The sequence below is a fragment of the Rhizobium sp. AN80A genome (assembly GCF_030053015.1).
Lineage (GTDB): Bacteria > Pseudomonadota > Alphaproteobacteria > Rhizobiales > Rhizobiaceae > Rhizobium > Rhizobium metallidurans.
Genome location: NZ_JASJPX010000003.1, coordinates 1,771,788 through 1,787,566, shown reverse-complemented (window position 1 = coordinate 1,787,566; position 15,779 = coordinate 1,771,788). Strand labels below are relative to the sequence as shown.

Genomic DNA, 15,779 nt, shown 5'->3' with positions numbered 1-15,779 from the left:
TTGAAGATGGAAAATCAATTCGAGAATAAGATCGCCGTCATCACCGGTGGCACCCAGGGTCTGGGTGCCGCAACAGCGGAACTGTTCGCTAGCCGCGGTGCGGAAGGCATCATCATTTGTGGACGATCGGAATCCAAGGGCAGGGAACAGGTCGCCAAGCTGGAAAAACTCGGCTCCCGTGCGCTCTTTGTCCGTGCGGACCTTTCGGTGGTGGATGATTGCCGGAATGTGATTGCGGAAGCGGACCGGGCATTTGGCCGCGTAGATACCTTGATCAACGTCGCCGGCGCGACCGACCGCGGAACGATCATCGACACCTCCCCGGAGCTCTTCGACAAGCTCTTCGCTATCAACATCCGCGCGCCGTTCTTCCTGATCCAAGAAGCGGTGAAGCTTCTTCGCCGCGACAAGATCGAAGGCACGATCGTGAATATCTCCACGATGTCATCGATGGGCGGGCAGCCGTTCCTCGCGGCGTACAGTTCGTCGAAGGGCGCACTGGACACGTTGACGAGAAATACCGCCTACGCCGTTCTCCGGAACCGTATTCGGGTGAACAGCCTCAACATCGGCTGGATGGCGTCGGAGGGGGAAGATCGGACGCAGCGTGAAATTGACGGCCAGCCGGATGATTGGCTCGCCAAGGCCGCGGCGCAGCAGCCGAACGGCAGGCTGATCGAACCCGCCGAAGTGGCAAGGGCGATCGCTTTCCTCGCCTCTGCCGAGTCAGGCTTGATGACCGGGGCGATCGTGAACTTCGATCAGGGCATTTGGGGCGCGTACGACGGCGTTCCCCATCCAGCCGCAGCTCTTTAAATTTAGGTGAACGACATGCGCACTATCAAGGGTCCCGCAGTTTTCCTCGCTCAGTTTGCAGCAGACGAGGCTCCGTTCAACAACCTCAAGGGTCTGGCAGGATGGGCCGCCGACAAGGGCTTCAAGGGCGTTCAGATTCCGACCTGGGACACCCGGGTCATTGATCTTGAGCTTGCCGCCGAGAGCCAGGATTACGTGGATGAGTTCAAGGGCACGTTGGCCGAACATGGGCTCGAGGTCACCGATCTCGCTAGCCATCTTCAAGGCCAGCTCGTCGCGCTACACCCGTCGTTCAACCTGCCGGCAGATTCATTCGCGCCGAAAAAGGTCCACCGTAACGCGAAGGCTCGCCAAGAATGGGCCGTAAACCAGCTTCTTTGCGCCGCCAAGGCATCGAGGCGGTTTGGTATCGATCGCCACACCACGTTCAGTGGCACGCTCCTGTGGCCGTACTTCTATCCCTATCCGCAGTGGCCGGACGGCCTGATTTCCGACGGCTTCGACGAGCTCGCTCGCCGTTGGCGGCCGATTCTGGATGCGTTCGACCGCGAAGGCGTCGATGTCTGCTATGAAATCCATCCGACGGAGGACTTGCACGACGGCTTGACGTTCGAGATGTTCCTGGAGCGGGTCGACAACCACCCACGCTGCAACATCATGTACGACCCGAGCCACCTCGTGCTTCAGTCGATCGATTACCTCACGTACATCGATCACTACCACCAGCGGATCAAGACGTTCCACGTCAAGGACGCCGAATTCCGCCCGACGGGCAAGACCGGTGCGTACGGCGGATATCAGCCCTGGATCAGCAGAGCTGGCCGTTTCCGTTCGCCGGGCGATGGTCAGGTCGATTTCGGCACGATCTTCTCGAAGCTCTCCGGCTACGATTTCGATGGCTGGGCGGTCCTCGAATGGGAGTGCTGCCTCAAGAATTCGGAAGACGGCGCTGCCGAAGGCGCTCGGTTCATCAGCGACCACATCATCCGTGTCTCGGAACGCGCGTTCGACGACTTCGTCAAGTCGGGCGCTGACCGGACAGTAAACAATGAAATTCTGGGAATTGAAGGGTAATTCGGTGAGCAGCTCGTCTCTCTCAAAACGTAGGTTGCGGCTTGGAATGGTCGGCGGTGGTCTCGGTGCGTACATCGGGGGCATCCATCGCTACGCCGCTCGGCTCGACAATCAGTTCGAGCTGGTCGCCGGTGCCTTCGATGTAGACGCCGCGCGCGGCCATGCGTTTGCAGCGGACAGCTTCATTGAGGCTGACCGTTCTTACGATAGCTTCCAGTCCATGGTGGAGGGTGAGCGCAACCGACCTGATCGTATCGACGCCGTTGCAATCTGCACGCCAAACCACACACACTTTCCGATCGCGAAGGCATTCATCGAAGCCGGGATCGAGGTCATCTGCGAAAAGCCGATGACGACCACGATCGAAGACGCGATTGCATTGCACGACCTGGCCAAAGAGACCGGGCGTTTCGTCGGTGTCACCTATACCTACAGCGGGTACCCGATGATCCACGAGGCGCGGGCGATGGTATCGCGCGGCGACCTCGGCAAGATCAGGGTGGTCCAGGTGGAATATCCGCTCGAATGGATGGCCACAGGGATCGAACTGCAGGGTAATCAGCAGGCGGCATGGCGCACCGATCCCAAGAAGAACGGTCGCGGCGGTTCGATCGGTGACATCGGCACGCATGCGTATCATCTGGCCGGGTTCGTGACGGGCTTGAAAGCCGAAGCGATTGCGGCCGATCTCGCTACCTTCGTGGAAGGCCGAGCATTGGACGATAACGCTCACGTCATGATCCGGTACGAGGGCGGCGCGCGGGGCCTGCTTTGGTCGTCGCAGGTCGCGATCGGACAATCGAACGGTCTCCGCCTTCGTGTGTTCGGCGAGAAAGGCAGCCTCGTCTGGCATCAGGAGTCACCGAACGAACTCGTCTTCACGGAATTGTTCGGCGCTCCGAAGGTTATCAAGCGGGGCCGTGACGACCTGAGCCTGGAGACACGGGCGCGCACGCGCACACCGCCAGGACACCCGGAAGGCTATATCGAGGCTTTCTCCAATCTCTACCAGGGTTTCGCGGAATCGATCCGGGCGAAAGCCGACGGTCGCGAACCCAATGCGACGGGCGCAAATGTCCCGACATCATATGACGGTTTGAAAGGCGTGGCGTTCGTCGACGCGGTTGTCGATAGCCATGAAAAGGGCGGCGGCTGGCTCACGCCGAAGTTCGCCTGACATGAAATGACCTGCAAACCGAACCCGACGAGGACGGGTTCGGTGAGAGGCTAAGGCATCCATAAGAAATTACACCGCAGCCGGGCGGTGGAACCAGCGGAACTACCTTCCGCCGGGCTGGATAACTGTTGCCGGTTTTCAAGCGGTCGCCGAGGGGCACCGTGTCACTGTGGAGGAGAAGAAAATGAAACTGAAGAAGTTGATGCTCAGTGCCGCAATCGTTGCCATGACGTCGGCAGCCGCCCACGCCGAGACAATCGGTGTCGCCATGTCGCTCTTCGACGACAACTGGCTGACTGGCCTTCGCCACTCGATGGAAGACCATGCGAAGGGCCTCAAGGACGTCACGGTGAACACAGAAGACGGCCAGGGCGATATCGCAAAGCAACAGAGCCAGGTCGACAACTTCATCGCCGCAGGTGTCGATGGGATCGTCATCATGCTCGTTGACGCGGATTCGGGTGCTGCCATTTCCAAGCGTGCGGCTGAAGCCGGCATTCCAATCGTGTTCGTCAACAATGCTCCTTCGAACGTCGACAGCCTTCCGGACAAGCAGGCTTTTGTCGGCTCCAACGAAGAGCAGGCAGGCACTCTCGAAACCCAGACCGTCTGCAAGATGCTCGGCGGCAAGGGCACGGCTGTAATCATCCAGGGCCAGCTCGGTACGACGGGCCAGCGCGGCCGCACCAAGGCGACGCACGACGTTCTGGCGTCTCCCGAGTGCAAGGGCATCGAGGTGGTCGAGGAGCAGACCGCGAACTGGATGCGTACGCCGGCGCTCGACCTCGTCACCAACTGGCTCTCTGCTGGACGCGAGTTTGACGCCGTAATAGCCAACAACGACGAAATGGCGCTCGGCGCGATCCAGGCTCTCAAGGCAGCTGGCAAGCCGATGGACAAGGTCGTCGTGGGCGGCGTTGATGCGACTGCGGATGCCCTCGCGGCAATGCAGGCCGGCGATCTCGACGTTACCGTGTTCCAGAACGCGAAGGGTCAGGGCGTCGGCGCTATCGACACCGTCCTCAAGCTGGCGCGCGGCGAAAAGGTCGAAAAGAAGACCTACATCCCGTTCGAACTCGTCACCAAGGACAACCTCGCTCAGTACACGGCGAAGAACTAACGGTACCTGGGGCGCGGTGCCAAACCGCGCCCCAATTGTCTAAATGGGAGGCGAGTTATGACTTCGATCAGTCCATCTACGATGGCCGCGGTTCGCCGCAGTGGTGCCGTCCCCAACTCCGAGTACCTTCTTGCGGTGGAAGGCATCAGGAAGGAGTTTCCTGGGGTATTGGCTCTCGACGATGTCTCGTTCCGCCTCAAGCGGGGCACCGTCCATGCCCTTATGGGCGAGAATGGAGCCGGCAAGAGTACCTTGATGAAGATTTTGGCCGGCATCTATACGCCTGACCAGGGCGACGTCACGTTGCGTGGCGTGCCCATCAGACTGCAGTCTCCTCTCGATGCGCTCGAGAACGGGATCGCAATGATCCATCAGGAACTGAACCTGATGCCGTTCATGACGGTTGCGGAGAATATCTGGATTCGTCGCGAGCCGCGCAACCGGCTCGGTTTCGTGAACCATGGTGAAATGCGTCGAATGACCGAGGAGCTCTTTAAGCGCCTGAGGATCGACATCGACCCGGAGATCGAGGTGCGGCATCTGTCCGTGGCGAGCAGGCAGATGGTCGAGATTGCTAAGGCGGTTTCGTATGAATCCGACGTTCTCATCATGGACGAGCCGACTTCCGCGCTGACGGAAACCGAGGTCGGGCATCTCTTTCAGATCATCCGTGACCTGCGTTCGCATGGGATCGGGATCGTTTACATCACACACAAGATGAACGAACTGTTCGAAATCGCCGACGAGTTCTCTGTTTTTCGCGATGGCCGCTACATCGGCACCCACGCGGCGTCCGACGTCACCCGCGACGACATCATCAAGATGATGGTTGGGCGCGAGATCACCCAGATGTTCCCCAAGGAGGAGGTCGCGATGGGCGACGTCGTCCTTTCAGTCAAGAACTTGACGTTGAACGGGGTCTTCGAGAACGTCTCTTTCGAGGTGCGGGCGGGTGAAATCCTGGGCGTCGCAGGTCTCGTCGGATCGGGACGTTCGAATGTCGCCGAGACGATCTTCGGCGTCACACCTGCGAGCTCCGGCACGATCGACCTTTACGGCAAGCGGGTGGACATCAAGTCGCCGGCAATCGCTATTCAAAACCACATGGCGTTCCTGACCGAGGATCGGAAGGACACTGGGTGTCTTCTGATCCTGGATATCCTGCAAAACATGCAGGTTGCCGTATTGCACGACAGGTTCGTCAAGGGCGGATTCGTGCAAGAGCGCGCCGTCGAGGACGCTTGCGAGGCTATGGCAAAGCGCCTTCGAGTGAAGACGCCAGGCCTGTACGAGCGCATTGAAAACCTTTCTGGGGGTAATCAGCAAAAGGTCCTTATCGGCAGATGGCTGCTCACCAATCCGCGGATTCTGATCCTTGATGAACCGACGCGTGGGATCGACGTCGGCGCAAAGGCCGAAATCCACCGGATCGTCACCGAATTCGCGAAGGCGGGCGTCGCCGTACTGATGATCTCATCGGAGATGCCCGAGGTTCTCGGCATGAGCGACCGCGTCATGGTCATGCACGAAGGCAAAGTAACTGGCTTCTTGGATCGTAGCGAGGCCACACAAGTCAAGGTCATGGAACTCGCATCCCGCTGAAGCCGGATCGGAGGAGATTTAAAATGGAAAGCAAAGCCCTTGCCGAAACGGCAACCCAAGATCACTCTCCAAGGCGTAAGCGCAGGCTTCCGACGGAACTGAGCATTTTCCTGGTGCTTGTCGGTATCGCGCTCGTTTATGAAATCTTGGGATGGATTTTCGTCCACCAGAGCTTCTTGATGAACTCGCAGCGCCTGACGATCATGGTCCTCCAGGTCTCCGTGATTGGTATCATTGCCGTGGGCGTCACGCAGGTCATCATCACCGGTGGCATCGATCTTTCCTCTGGATCGGTCGTCGGCATGACCGCGATGGTCGCGGCGGGTTTCGCACAGTCCTCGACATGGACCAGAGCGATCTATCCGGATTTGACCGATCTGCCGGCCATCATCCCCATTGCAACAGGTATTGTGATCGGACTGGCCGCTGGATTGGTCAACGGCTGGCTGATCGCCTACACGAAAATCCCTCCGTTCATTGCGACGCTCGGGATGATGGTCTCCGCCAGAGGCATCTCGAAGTGGTACACGAAAGGTCAACCCGTCTCCGGACTGACTGACCAGTTCAACTTCATTGGTAGCGGTGCATGGCCGGTTATCGTGTTCCTCGTCGTCGCCCTGATCTTTCACATCGCGCTCCGCTACACTCGCTACGGCAAGTTCACCTATGCGATCGGGGCTAACCCGCAGGCGGCGCGTGTTTCCGGTATCAACATCGAAGCACATCTCATCAAGGTCTATGCGATCGCTGGTGCCTTGGCCGGACTGGCGGGCATCGTCACCGCTGCTCGCGCTCAGACCGCCCAGTCCGGAATGGGCGTGATGTATGAACTCGACGCTATCGCCGCGGCGGTCATCGGCGGGACTTCGCTCGCTGGGGGCGTGGGACGGATCACCGGTACCGTTATCGGAACGATCATTCTCGGCGTTATGTCGTCCGGGTTCACCTTCCTTCGTGTCGATGCATACTACCAAGAGATCATCAAAGGCGCGATCATCGTGGCCGCTGTCGTGGCCGACGTGTACAGGCAGAAGCGCAAGAAGGTCTGATTGCCGAACGATTTGGCCTGATCACCCCTGCGGTCAAGCCCGCAATGAACGCCGGCTAAGCCGGCGTTCGACTTATTGGCTCCCTTTGCACGGATACACGATGCGGACGTTCTGACGGGATCGAATGAGCGCCGTCGACGCTCCTACTTCTCTCTTTGCACAGGGTTTACGGGTTCAGTCATGATCGAACACACCCCCTTTATCGTCGCAATCGCGGCGATTGCTGCCTTTGTCGTCGGTCTGTCGAAAGGAGGGCTACCCTCGGTCGGGACGTTGTCAGTGCCATTGCTGGCAACTGTCATTTCTCCGGTAACCGCGGCTGCACTCCTGTTGCCGATATTCGTCGCCAGCGACATGGTAGGTCTGTACCTTTATCGGCACAGCTATTCGCGTCGAAACCTATTGATACTAACCCCTGCATCTCTGGTCGGCGTGGCGGTCGGATGGGGGTTCAGCGCTTACCTGTCGAGCTTGTTCATCGGCATGCTGGTGGGGCTTGTCGGTGTGTTATTCTGTTTGAACGCATGGTTTGGCCGTCGTTACCGTGCGAGCCGGGGCGAGGCAGATGCCAAGGTTGCGCCAGGGACGTTCTGGGGCATGCTAACGGGGCTCACTAGCTTCGTTTCGCATTCGGGCGCGCCGCCTTTCCAGATGTACGTCCTTCCGCAAAACCTGGAGAAGATGAAGTTCGCGGGCACGGCGACGATCTTGTTTGCCATCGTCAACGCGGCAAAGATCATTCCGTACTGGGAGCTTCACCAATTCGCCAACTTCGATACCAAGCTGGTTCTGTGGCTCGCGCCGGCGGCAATCGTCGGGACGATCGTCGGGAAGAGGCTGACGCAGATGTTGCCAGATGGTGTGTTTTTCAGGATCATTGAAATCACGCTGCTGATCCTTTCCCTCAAGCTCATCCTCGACTACTTAGGAGCGGCCTTGTCTGGTTAAGCAAGGTTGCTTACGTCGCGCTTTCCATGCCGAGCACTCGATATTTCCGGTTGCAGGGAATCATCCTCTTCGCCTTAATCCCCTAATTGCTGGGGGAGCCTCATGTTTCGTGATGACACCGTATTCGTAGTTGGTGCTGGAGCCAGCGCAGAGTTCGACATGCCCGTCGGCTCGCAGCTCATGGAGACTATCGCTCAAAACTGTCTCTACCGCTTCGACCATGGTGGTTTGAAAGAGGGTGTCGTCCAGATTTACGAGGTGATCGCCAGAGGCATTAATATGAGCCAACAAGGCGACGTCGATCTCCTGAATGAAAAGCTTTCTGTAATGCGTAAAATCTCGGAGACGATCGACATGGCGGAGAGCATCGACGAGTACATTTTTCGACATTCTGACGATGCCCGGATCGCAGAGCTGGGCAAATTGCAGATCGCTTACGCCATTGCCGCGGCAGAAAAGAGTAGCCTTCTCCGCCACGAGCAATTCAATGCAGCCGCTGGCTTCAAAACTGCAAATAAATCGTGGATCAGCACTTTTGCCAAGGCGCTCTTCAACGGCGTGAAGGCAAGCGAAGTTCATGAGATTGGCAGAAACATTACGATCATTTGCTTCAACTACGACCGATGCCTCGAGCACTACCTCGAAACGGCGATCGTGCACGCTTATCCTGCTGTCGGTCGGGAAATGGCACGGCAGATCGTCGATGAGATGAATATCATTCACCCCTACGGTTCGCTTGGTCCCCTAAGCCTATTTCCGTATGGTGACACAGACAACCTCTCCCAAATGGCCGAGAATATACAGACTTGGTCTGAAACGGTACGAGACCCGAGGTTGGTCGAGGGAATGCACTATGCGATCAGCCGCGCGAGCCAGGTCGTTTTTCTCGGCTTCGCCTTCGCCAAACAAAACATGGACCTGTTGGACGCCCACGTGACTGAGTGGATCGTTAATCCCGTCAAATCTTACGCAACCGGATACGGCTTACACGAGGTTGCGGACCGGGCCTACCGCGAGAATATCATGCTGCTATATCGCCCTCGCTTCGACGCAGAAGATATTGATAGTGTTCGGATACAGTGGGGCGCTAAATGCAACGAGTTCATCGAGATGAACAGGTACAATCTCGTGCAGTAGGTCTCTGCGCCTCCGCTCGGCGAATGACGCGACTACGGAATTCCACAGGCTTGAAAATGCGGCAGGAGGCGGTTCACGGACGGCCTGATTCTAGCCTCGATGGCTCATCGTTTTGCCACAGATCGGCGCAAGCCTAACTGTCAGAGTTCCGAAAGGGCGCACATCTCGGCACCTCAATAGGCAGCGGCTGGAAACCAAGAAATGCGGATGCGCGCGGCTAACGGCGGGTCAGCTTCCCGGTCACGTGGATCGCTCCACCCTGCGCTGACGAAGCGTCGTAGGAGAGGGTATTGTCGTTCACTTTTGTAAGCACGACGGTCACGATCTCTTCTTCGTCAACATGTTGGTAGGTCATGCGGTTGCCCGAAATTGCCCCGTCAATCCGTTGTGGACCTCCGACGCTGGACTGTGATGACCCGCTCCCACGGGTGCCCTTCACAGAGATATCCAAAGTGACAGGGCCGCGCGCTATTCCCCAGCCAATCGTACCCGTCCACGTTCCTTGAAAATATCGTGCTCCAACGCTGTCAGCGGCTCCGTCCCCAGCCGGTCTCTTCCTCTCGGCCTCTTTCGATGCGTACTGCGTGCATCTCTTGACCTGCAACGATTTCTTGGTGATTGGCCGCGTCCCAAATAGGCTTTCGTCTTCGGTGTTGCCGCTCTTAATTACGGTCGTTTGCGGGGTGTTGTCGAGGAAGTATTCGACCTTCGAGCAAGAGGATGCCGACGTTTTCACCGTCACTTCGGCGGAATAGCTTCCTTTCGATCCCGAGGTGCTGTCGATTGATATCGTCGCACGGCATGATCCCACGGGCTTGTCAAAATTGCATTCCGCAAAGGCGATTGCAGGTGAAAGTATTACCGTAAGAGCCAATATCACTTGTCGCATTTGCTTCCCTCGAAACCTAGTTCGGCGATCTATAACACGCGAATTTTGAACTTAAATCCTCCAGTGGGGTGAGGTTTGCTTGACCGCCATTGGAGAACTTGGCGGAGTTCGAAGTGCTTGATCCCGATGATCGGCTTGAACCGGGAGCATGGATGAACACAGCGCGTACGGTCACCGAGTAGTGCCCTGCAAAATGTTGACCTTCTCGCATTCCGTTACGGATGCGCGTACGGAACATGTTGAGACCGCGATCCCGTTTCTTGAAGTCTGCCAAAAACCGTTTTCCGCTAAATTGGCTTCGAACACGGCAATCGGCGTCGTTCGGGCCCGCCTGAATTTGCCGATCACGCCAGATAGCGCTGAGGGGTATCGCTCCGCTGCGACGTTCTCCCGTTGGTGATGGCCCCCACGTGTTCGATGTCAATCAGGTGGCACAGCTCAAACATTCGTTCAGCACCATTGATCGTCGCATTGACGTGGGAGTCCGCAAAGGTGATAGCGGTGGCGAGAAAGTTTCTTTCTTCGCCTCGGTCTACGATCGACACGACATACATGCGGGCTTCATTCTGCAGTAGGACTGCCACATCGCACAAAACTGCGTCTATTGCACGGCAGCAATGGCGGTGTCCAAAAAAGGTCAATGAGGGGTAAGACTACCTCCCACTAGCCATCAGCGCCCCAAGCCGGCGTTTTCTAACCTCGTCTTATATCGATTCTGATCCTCACACGTCGCAAACCGCAGCGCCTCGTGCCTCGCGTCTTCGCCGACGATCTATGGAAAATGCCTCGCCAACGCGTCGTGGAGGTGATGAAACAGCTGTGTAGACTTCTCGCTGTCGTATGGGACTATATCGATGATGAGGTCGCCGGCGGAAAGAAGCCAGATCAACCGCGACGTCGAGCTGGCGGCAGATCGCTGGCCGGCGACGAAGCCGTAACTACACTCCGTTAAGGGCGTTCGCGGCTGCCTGATGGACACAACTGCTAAGGGCGACACGAGGACCTTCTACAAGCCGATCATGGATTGGATTGGGTTGGTCACCACGACGCCCGCGCACCGCACGCGGATCGGCGCGATGCTGGACAAAATTTCGAAGGACTCGCATGACGAGAATGGTGTCGTCCTGTCGGTACTGGTTTATAGAAAGACGGCGGGAAAGACACGACTTGGTCCTGGTTTTTGGGGCATGGTCGAAGCCAAAGATTTATCCGATCCCGAGACGCAGCATAAAGACGATTTTGTCCGCAACCACACCGAGCTGGTTATGAAGAAATACGCGACGTCGTGATCAAGCACTCCGCCGGTCATTTTTCCGTTTGTGATCCGTCGCGCTGCGCCCAGGGTGGCGGATCGCCTTCGGTGCCGAGGAGAACTTGGCCGAACTCAACTTGCAGGCTCTCGATCAGCTCGGTTTCGGTCTGATCGAGTGTGTCCTGCCAGACAAGCCGCCAGTTGCGCTTATACAGGGTCCACGCGGTCCCACAGTCGATTGGGACACTCGGATCGCGGTTCCAACACAGCAACTTCAGGCTCAGGAACTCGGCTGGAATGATCATTTGTGCCTCTGTGGAATAATTCCTTCGGGAAATGCGGCATGCAACTCGACGTCCGCATTGATGGACGTTGATGGCCACTCCTCGTCGTCACGAGGGACAAGATCGAAACCCGGGAGCGCGGCGCTGCCGTCGAGCGCGACGAGCGTGGAAAACAAGAAGCCTGACAAGCGCTCTTGAACGGGATCGCCGTCGGGAGTGCCCGCGAGGAGCTGCGCCTCGGGGATATCGCGCCAGTATGCGACCATAGGTGGTGAGGTGTTGAAACAAGCGTTGTCGGGCTTCGAATGGTGTGAGCATCGGCGTCTCGGGTCTCCATCTCGGGTCGGCGACTTGTACCGGGAGATTGAGACCGTGTCCGGGGGGCATTTTCGGCGGCGCTGCTCCCGGATGACTACATGCCAAGCTTGTTAGCCTCGATCTTAGTGCCAGCGCTACAGCTCGCCTGAAATACGATTGCCCATCACCACCACGGCGAATGCGATGAAACCAAAAAATGCGGCGTGGGCAACTGTCCTGTATGCCTAGTACGCCAAGCCGGCGGCGATGACCGTCATGATCGCCGTGTTTCAGAGGTCTTCGTGCTTTAGTTGTTACGGCAAGTTCCGCGATGTGAAAATCGAGTTCGGGCGGCATGGGCACATCCTGGTTGACGGGGTCGGTGCGGAAATCTGCATGCAGCAGGGAAAAGAAGACCCGCATTGATGGCGGGGTCTTTCGTGGCACAACAGGTATTGTACCCGTTATGAGATTGGGATGACTCCACATGCTGCGAGGCCAAACAAGAGGAAAAGACATGCGCTGAGAAGGAACAGGCTAACAGTGCAGAGGAAAAGCGTTACCGCGGGCAAACGCTCCTCGAGCTCTCGCCAAGTCCACGAAGTGGTTGAAGCATAGAAACTTGGTAGCTCGATCATCGTGCCTGCAAGGTCCTCTGCGGGGGGATCGGCTTGCGATAGCGTGGCATTGCAAATGGCTTAGGCTCCTCGCTACCGACTGCAGGTTTAGTCTCTTTCCAGTTCTCAGAGATCAAATCTCTCCCTGTATTGTCTGAGACTATGATGTGCTGACAATGGGAATGCCGCGGCCTCGCCGGCAGGAAAAGCCCCCGGCGCGGTTAGACGCCGAGGGCTTGCAGAGACTTAGAGAACCTGTTCTTCGAGATAGTTCTCGAAGGCAGGACCGAGGCGCTTGCTCGCCCAGGCGGCCAGGCGCAGCACGTAGCGCGTCAATTCGCGAACCTCAGCGTCCTCATCGGACGTCGAGACCGGGAACGTGATCACTGTACCGCGTTCAGGCTGCTCGGAACCCGCGAGCTTGGCGGCGCGCGGATAGAGCAATACTTCCGCTTCCGCCGTGATCTTGTCGTCGACAAGAAGAAGGCGGAGCGTCCATCGGCGAGACAGGTTGAGCTGCGCCGCGCGTGGACCGGAATGCCAGTCGAGCAGACCGTAGACCGAGTATTCGCGGATTACACCGCGATCGCGATCGATGGTATCAGGACCGGCGGTACGCCAGACGTGGAACTTCTCCTCACCGTGGCAGTAGCCGTCAGGGCGACGGACGACTTCGGGGCGAGGGGACGGAAGCGCCGGGCTGGCCGGGCGCTGGTGATAGGGCTTCGACATCGTCGAGAACTCCTTTCGCAACCGGCAGGCGGTGAGCCGGTGACCCGTATTGAACGCGATTGCCAATATGGTTGGGTTGTCGCCACTTCTTCGCGATCGGAGTTCTATCGTAGCCCTGGGTAGCTTCTCCTTCTCTTTGTCTCTGATTTCCGATCTAACGGCAGTGCCTGAAAAACTCATTCCTCGATTGACCGGCATTTTATCGGTTTGTCGATTCTCGGAAATTTACGACCTCTACGGCATGCGGGGCGGACGTAGAGGTCGTAAAGGCTTTACGCCGCGGTTGCGAACTCACCCACGAAGGCATTCATGAGACGCTGCGCTTCCGCGCGAGCGGTCTCCAACTCCATCTTGGCCTTCGCGACGATTGTCACCGCGTGTTCCAGGCTTGGATGTGCGAACGGGAAGCCCAGCGTCACGAACACGGCACCAATGGCGACGCCATCCGGAAATGCGACCGACACGGCGCACGGTCCAGGTTCCCGGACAGCATTCGGAGTCAGCATGTAGCCGTCGTCGTCGAGCGTCAGGCTGCGGCCGTCGAGTACGTCAGCCGTGGCGCGGAGATGATGCAACTGCAGCGCAAGCTGCAGCAGGGCAGTCTCGGTTTTGAGATCAGTCGCCTGTGGCTGTGGCGTCGGTGCCGAAGAGCCAGGAGTCATGCGGTAGTCCTTTCGACGGATTTTTTGACCGGCATCCGCAAGCCGAATAGCGAGAAGAAGACCCGCTACGTATAAGGCTGTGGATGAGGATCGACGTCGACATTGGACTTCTCCCGAAATATTGAGCCCGCCTTGTAGCCGGCGACTCGGAATCAAACCTTTCCAAGGTCGTTAGAGGTTTATGCAAGTCGCAAAAATATGACTCACGGTAGCGGTGATGGTACCTCGGCATCCGCGTTGTCGAGTTCGCGCTGCTCCCAGGCTTCGAGCCACCATTCCCCCCACGGCGGAGGCGGGGGACGATCAGGTTCTTCGTTGTCGGGAGTGAGACGTTCAGTCGATGTCATCGTAGATATGCCATCCGAACTCGTCCGCCGCCCTCTGATAAACCCGCCGGGCCTCGGCGATCTGTCGAGCGTGCGTTTTAGCGATTGCGCGCTCGAGACGACGTCGCATCAGATGGTCATCGAACGGTATAACGTTAGAACCCGTCGTATCGACCTTCGTGGCCAGGACGGACTTGAGGCCCCGCAGATACCGCAGCGCTTCGTGTCGATCGCCTTCGTCGACGATCGATGGCAGATGCCTCTCCAGCGCGTCGTGTAAATGATTGAGTAGCTGCACTAACTTCTCCCTGTGGTCTTGGCGGCTCTAACCATGATGTATCCGCCGGCGGAATTCCGCCAGGTCAACCACGGCGACGGGGTGGAGGCAGGTCGCGGAGGATCACCGCCGCCTCGGGTCCGTAGTCCGGATTGTCGGCGCGGGAGCCGGGCCGGTCACGCCAATCGCGCCAACCGAACCTATCGGCAGCGCCCGCAATCAGGTTCTTGATCGCATCCGACGGCTCTGAGTTTGATCGCGATCGGAACTGGCGAATGTAGCCGCCGCGCACCTCCAGCGTCGCCAAGGGTGCGCCATCTGGGTCGCGCACGGACGCGAGGACAGCCTCGGGATCGCCGAGGATGTCGTCGTAGCTGCCTCGGCCGATGCAATGTCTGAGAAGAATGCCTTCTTTTCGAAGTGCTGCACGCGAGCGGAGCCGAACTAGCGTGTGACCTGCACCGAGGTCGTGGACAAAGTGTTCGTCATTCGGACCGAGAACGACGTCGCTAGCAAGGCGCGCGTTGCGTTCACGCAGGCCTTTGGTCGCTTCGTGAACGAGGCGGTCGAGGCTGCCGCACTTCATGAGCTTTTTCGGCCGGCCTTGGTTGTCAACGTTTGCCAGCCAAGCATGGCCGTCTGCTCGAGCAGTTACGAGCCAGTCCACGACGTGCCACGCATCTACCGAGTGCCATTGCATCCACAACTGCGCTCTGCGCGACCACTTCCGGTGCAGGTACTCGCCGACCTGCTCAGGCCAGCCGTCGACCCGATGCCACGCTGGATCGTCGTGATCCCCTGGTGTCGGAACCCACTCTGGATCGATTTCATCAGACCTAAGCCAATCCCGCCAAAATATCCTGCCGAGGCTGTAGTCGACGATATGCCGGATCGGCTGGAGCACGCGGTCCGGCATATCGAGCTCGGATGACACGTAGAAAAGCGCTAGTTGATATTCGTGATGATCGTGTTTCATGTGACGTCTCCCTGATGGGGAGCGTGACGGGGACGCTTGCAAGCAACAAAAAAGGCGGCTCGGTGGCCGCCCTCTTGGCTTTAGTGATTGTAGGTCAGGCCGCCTTCAGCTCTGGACTAGGGTTGATGGTGTCGTAAGCTGTGCATGCTTCATCGCTTGGGCACATCACTTTGAGTGCCAGCCTGATCCCGACATACCTGTGCGATGTTCGCAGGTTTATATCGATGCCCAAGGTTGCCACAGCAGACCATAGTCTCATGTCTTCATCGATCGGGTCGAAGCATCTCGTTAGCGCGTTGAAGAAGCTCCGAATAACATACAGGTCCAGAAGATCGTGTTCTTGGAGAGTCTGGTACAGACGCTCGCGCTCTGGTCCGACACCGAGAATGGAATTGATTTCAGCGTGGCGGCGGTGAATGTGACCAAAGATCACTTCTGGGCGCGTTTCGATTTCGAGAATTGATTTCAGTGCAGTCATTGATGTCTCCCTTGGGACGTTCCTTTTTCGTCCGTACAAATATGCTGTGGCCGCCGGCGGAATGAC

General features: G+C 57.9%; 19 protein-coding genes. 10 read left to right on the top strand and 9 right to left on the bottom strand.

The genetic code is table 11. From position 1 onward, the window contains the following. The first annotated feature begins 6 nt into the window (after positions 1-6). From P3R82_RS20430 to P3R82_RS20395, 8 genes are all read left to right on the top strand, one after another. Positions 7-816 carry an SDR family oxidoreductase gene (locus tag P3R82_RS20430; RefSeq protein WP_283195104.1) on the top strand — a complete coding sequence of 270 codons (810 nt, stop codon included), beginning with the start codon at positions 7-9 and terminating at the stop codon, positions 814-816. Between the two features lie 15 nt (positions 817-831). Further along, positions 832-1,890 (top strand): sugar phosphate isomerase/epimerase family protein, encoded by a 1,059-nt coding sequence (locus tag P3R82_RS20425; protein ID WP_283195103.1) that lies wholly within the window; start codon positions 832-834, stop codon positions 1,888-1,890. A 46-nt stretch (positions 1,891-1,936) separates the two neighbouring features. Continuing rightward, positions 1,937-3,067: a Gfo/Idh/MocA family oxidoreductase gene (locus tag P3R82_RS20420; protein WP_283195102.1), complete on the top strand. Its 1,131-nt coding sequence runs from the start codon at positions 1,937-1,939 to the stop codon at positions 3,065-3,067. 190 nt (positions 3,068-3,257) lie between these two features. Further along, positions 3,258-4,187 (top strand): sugar ABC transporter substrate-binding protein, encoded by a 930-nt coding sequence (locus P3R82_RS20415; RefSeq protein ID WP_283196389.1) that lies wholly within the window; start codon positions 3,258-3,260, stop codon positions 4,185-4,187. Between the two features lie 57 nt (positions 4,188-4,244). After that, positions 4,245-5,789 carry a sugar ABC transporter ATP-binding protein gene (locus tag P3R82_RS20410; RefSeq protein ID WP_283195101.1) on the top strand — a complete coding sequence of 515 codons (1,545 nt, stop codon included), beginning with the start codon at positions 4,245-4,247 and terminating at the stop codon, positions 5,787-5,789. Positions 5,790-5,812: 23 nt separating this feature from the next. Further along, positions 5,813-6,838, top strand: a complete 1,026-nt coding sequence (locus P3R82_RS20405; RefSeq protein WP_283195100.1) for an ABC transporter permease — start codon at positions 5,813-5,815, stop codon at positions 6,836-6,838. A gap of 180 nt (positions 6,839-7,018) precedes the next feature. Next, positions 7,019-7,786 carry a sulfite exporter TauE/SafE family protein gene (locus tag P3R82_RS20400; protein ID WP_283195099.1) on the top strand — a complete coding sequence of 256 codons (768 nt, stop codon included), beginning with the start codon at positions 7,019-7,021 and terminating at the stop codon, positions 7,784-7,786. 102 nt (positions 7,787-7,888) lie between these two features. Continuing rightward, complete coding sequence (locus P3R82_RS20395) at positions 7,889-8,923, top strand: hypothetical protein (protein ID WP_283195098.1); 1,035 nt, start codon at positions 7,889-7,891, stop codon at positions 8,921-8,923. A gap of 217 nt (positions 8,924-9,140) precedes the next feature. Here the strand turns inward: P3R82_RS20395 and P3R82_RS20390 are convergent, their stop codons facing one another. Together P3R82_RS20390 and P3R82_RS20385 are read right to left on the bottom strand one after the other, a co-directional pair. Next, positions 9,141-9,812, bottom strand: a complete 672-nt coding sequence (locus P3R82_RS20390; RefSeq protein ID WP_283195097.1) for a hypothetical protein — start codon at positions 9,810-9,812, stop codon at positions 9,141-9,143. Positions 9,813-10,156: 344 nt separating this feature from the next. Further along, positions 10,157-10,366 (bottom strand): hypothetical protein, encoded by a 210-nt coding sequence (locus P3R82_RS20385; protein WP_283195096.1) that lies wholly within the window; start codon positions 10,364-10,366, stop codon positions 10,157-10,159. A gap of 417 nt (positions 10,367-10,783) precedes the next feature. Here P3R82_RS20385 and P3R82_RS20380 point away from each other — a divergent pair, with 417 nt between their 5' ends. Beyond that, positions 10,784-11,101 carry a hypothetical protein gene (locus P3R82_RS20380; protein ID WP_283195095.1) on the top strand — a complete coding sequence of 106 codons (318 nt, stop codon included), beginning with the start codon at positions 10,784-10,786 and terminating at the stop codon, positions 11,099-11,101. A gap of 16 nt (positions 11,102-11,117) precedes the next feature. Here the strand turns inward: P3R82_RS20380 and P3R82_RS20375 are convergent, their stop codons facing one another. Further along, entirely contained in the window at positions 11,118-11,369 is a 252-nt protein-coding gene (locus tag P3R82_RS20375; RefSeq protein ID WP_283195094.1) for a hypothetical protein, read from the bottom strand. After that, positions 11,366-11,614, bottom strand: a complete 249-nt coding sequence (locus tag P3R82_RS20370; RefSeq protein ID WP_283195093.1) for a hypothetical protein — start codon at positions 11,612-11,614, stop codon at positions 11,366-11,368. Before P3R82_RS20370 ends, P3R82_RS20375 begins: the two co-directional genes overlap by 4 nt. A gap of 298 nt (positions 11,615-11,912) precedes the next feature. Here P3R82_RS20370 and P3R82_RS20365 point away from each other — a divergent pair, with 298 nt between their 5' ends. Beyond that, positions 11,913-12,071, top strand: coding sequence for a hypothetical protein (locus P3R82_RS20365; protein WP_283195092.1), 159 nt, complete (start codon positions 11,913-11,915; stop codon positions 12,069-12,071). Between the two features lie 437 nt (positions 12,072-12,508). Here the strand turns inward: P3R82_RS20365 and P3R82_RS20360 are convergent, their stop codons facing one another. The 5 genes from P3R82_RS20360 to P3R82_RS20340 all read right to left on the bottom strand — a co-directional run bounded on the left by P3R82_RS20360 (position 12,509) and on the right by P3R82_RS20340 (position 15,713). Further along, positions 12,509-12,994, bottom strand: coding sequence for a hypothetical protein (locus tag P3R82_RS20360; RefSeq protein ID WP_283195091.1), 486 nt, complete (start codon positions 12,992-12,994; stop codon positions 12,509-12,511). 272 nt (positions 12,995-13,266) lie between these two features. Continuing rightward, on the bottom strand, positions 13,267-13,656 hold the full coding sequence (locus P3R82_RS20355) for a hypothetical protein (protein ID WP_283195090.1): 390 nt from the start codon (positions 13,654-13,656) through the stop codon (positions 13,267-13,269). Between the two features lie 333 nt (positions 13,657-13,989). Next, complete coding sequence (locus P3R82_RS20350; RefSeq protein ID WP_283195089.1) at positions 13,990-14,280, bottom strand: hypothetical protein; 291 nt, start codon at positions 14,278-14,280, stop codon at positions 13,990-13,992. Positions 14,281-14,344: 64 nt separating this feature from the next. Continuing rightward, complete coding sequence (locus tag P3R82_RS20345; protein WP_283195088.1) at positions 14,345-15,235, bottom strand: PcfJ domain-containing protein; 891 nt, start codon at positions 15,233-15,235, stop codon at positions 14,345-14,347. 94 nt (positions 15,236-15,329) lie between these two features. Then, positions 15,330-15,713, bottom strand: coding sequence for a hypothetical protein (locus P3R82_RS20340; protein ID WP_283195087.1), 384 nt, complete (start codon positions 15,711-15,713; stop codon positions 15,330-15,332). Positions 15,714-15,779: the final 66 nt, after the last annotated feature.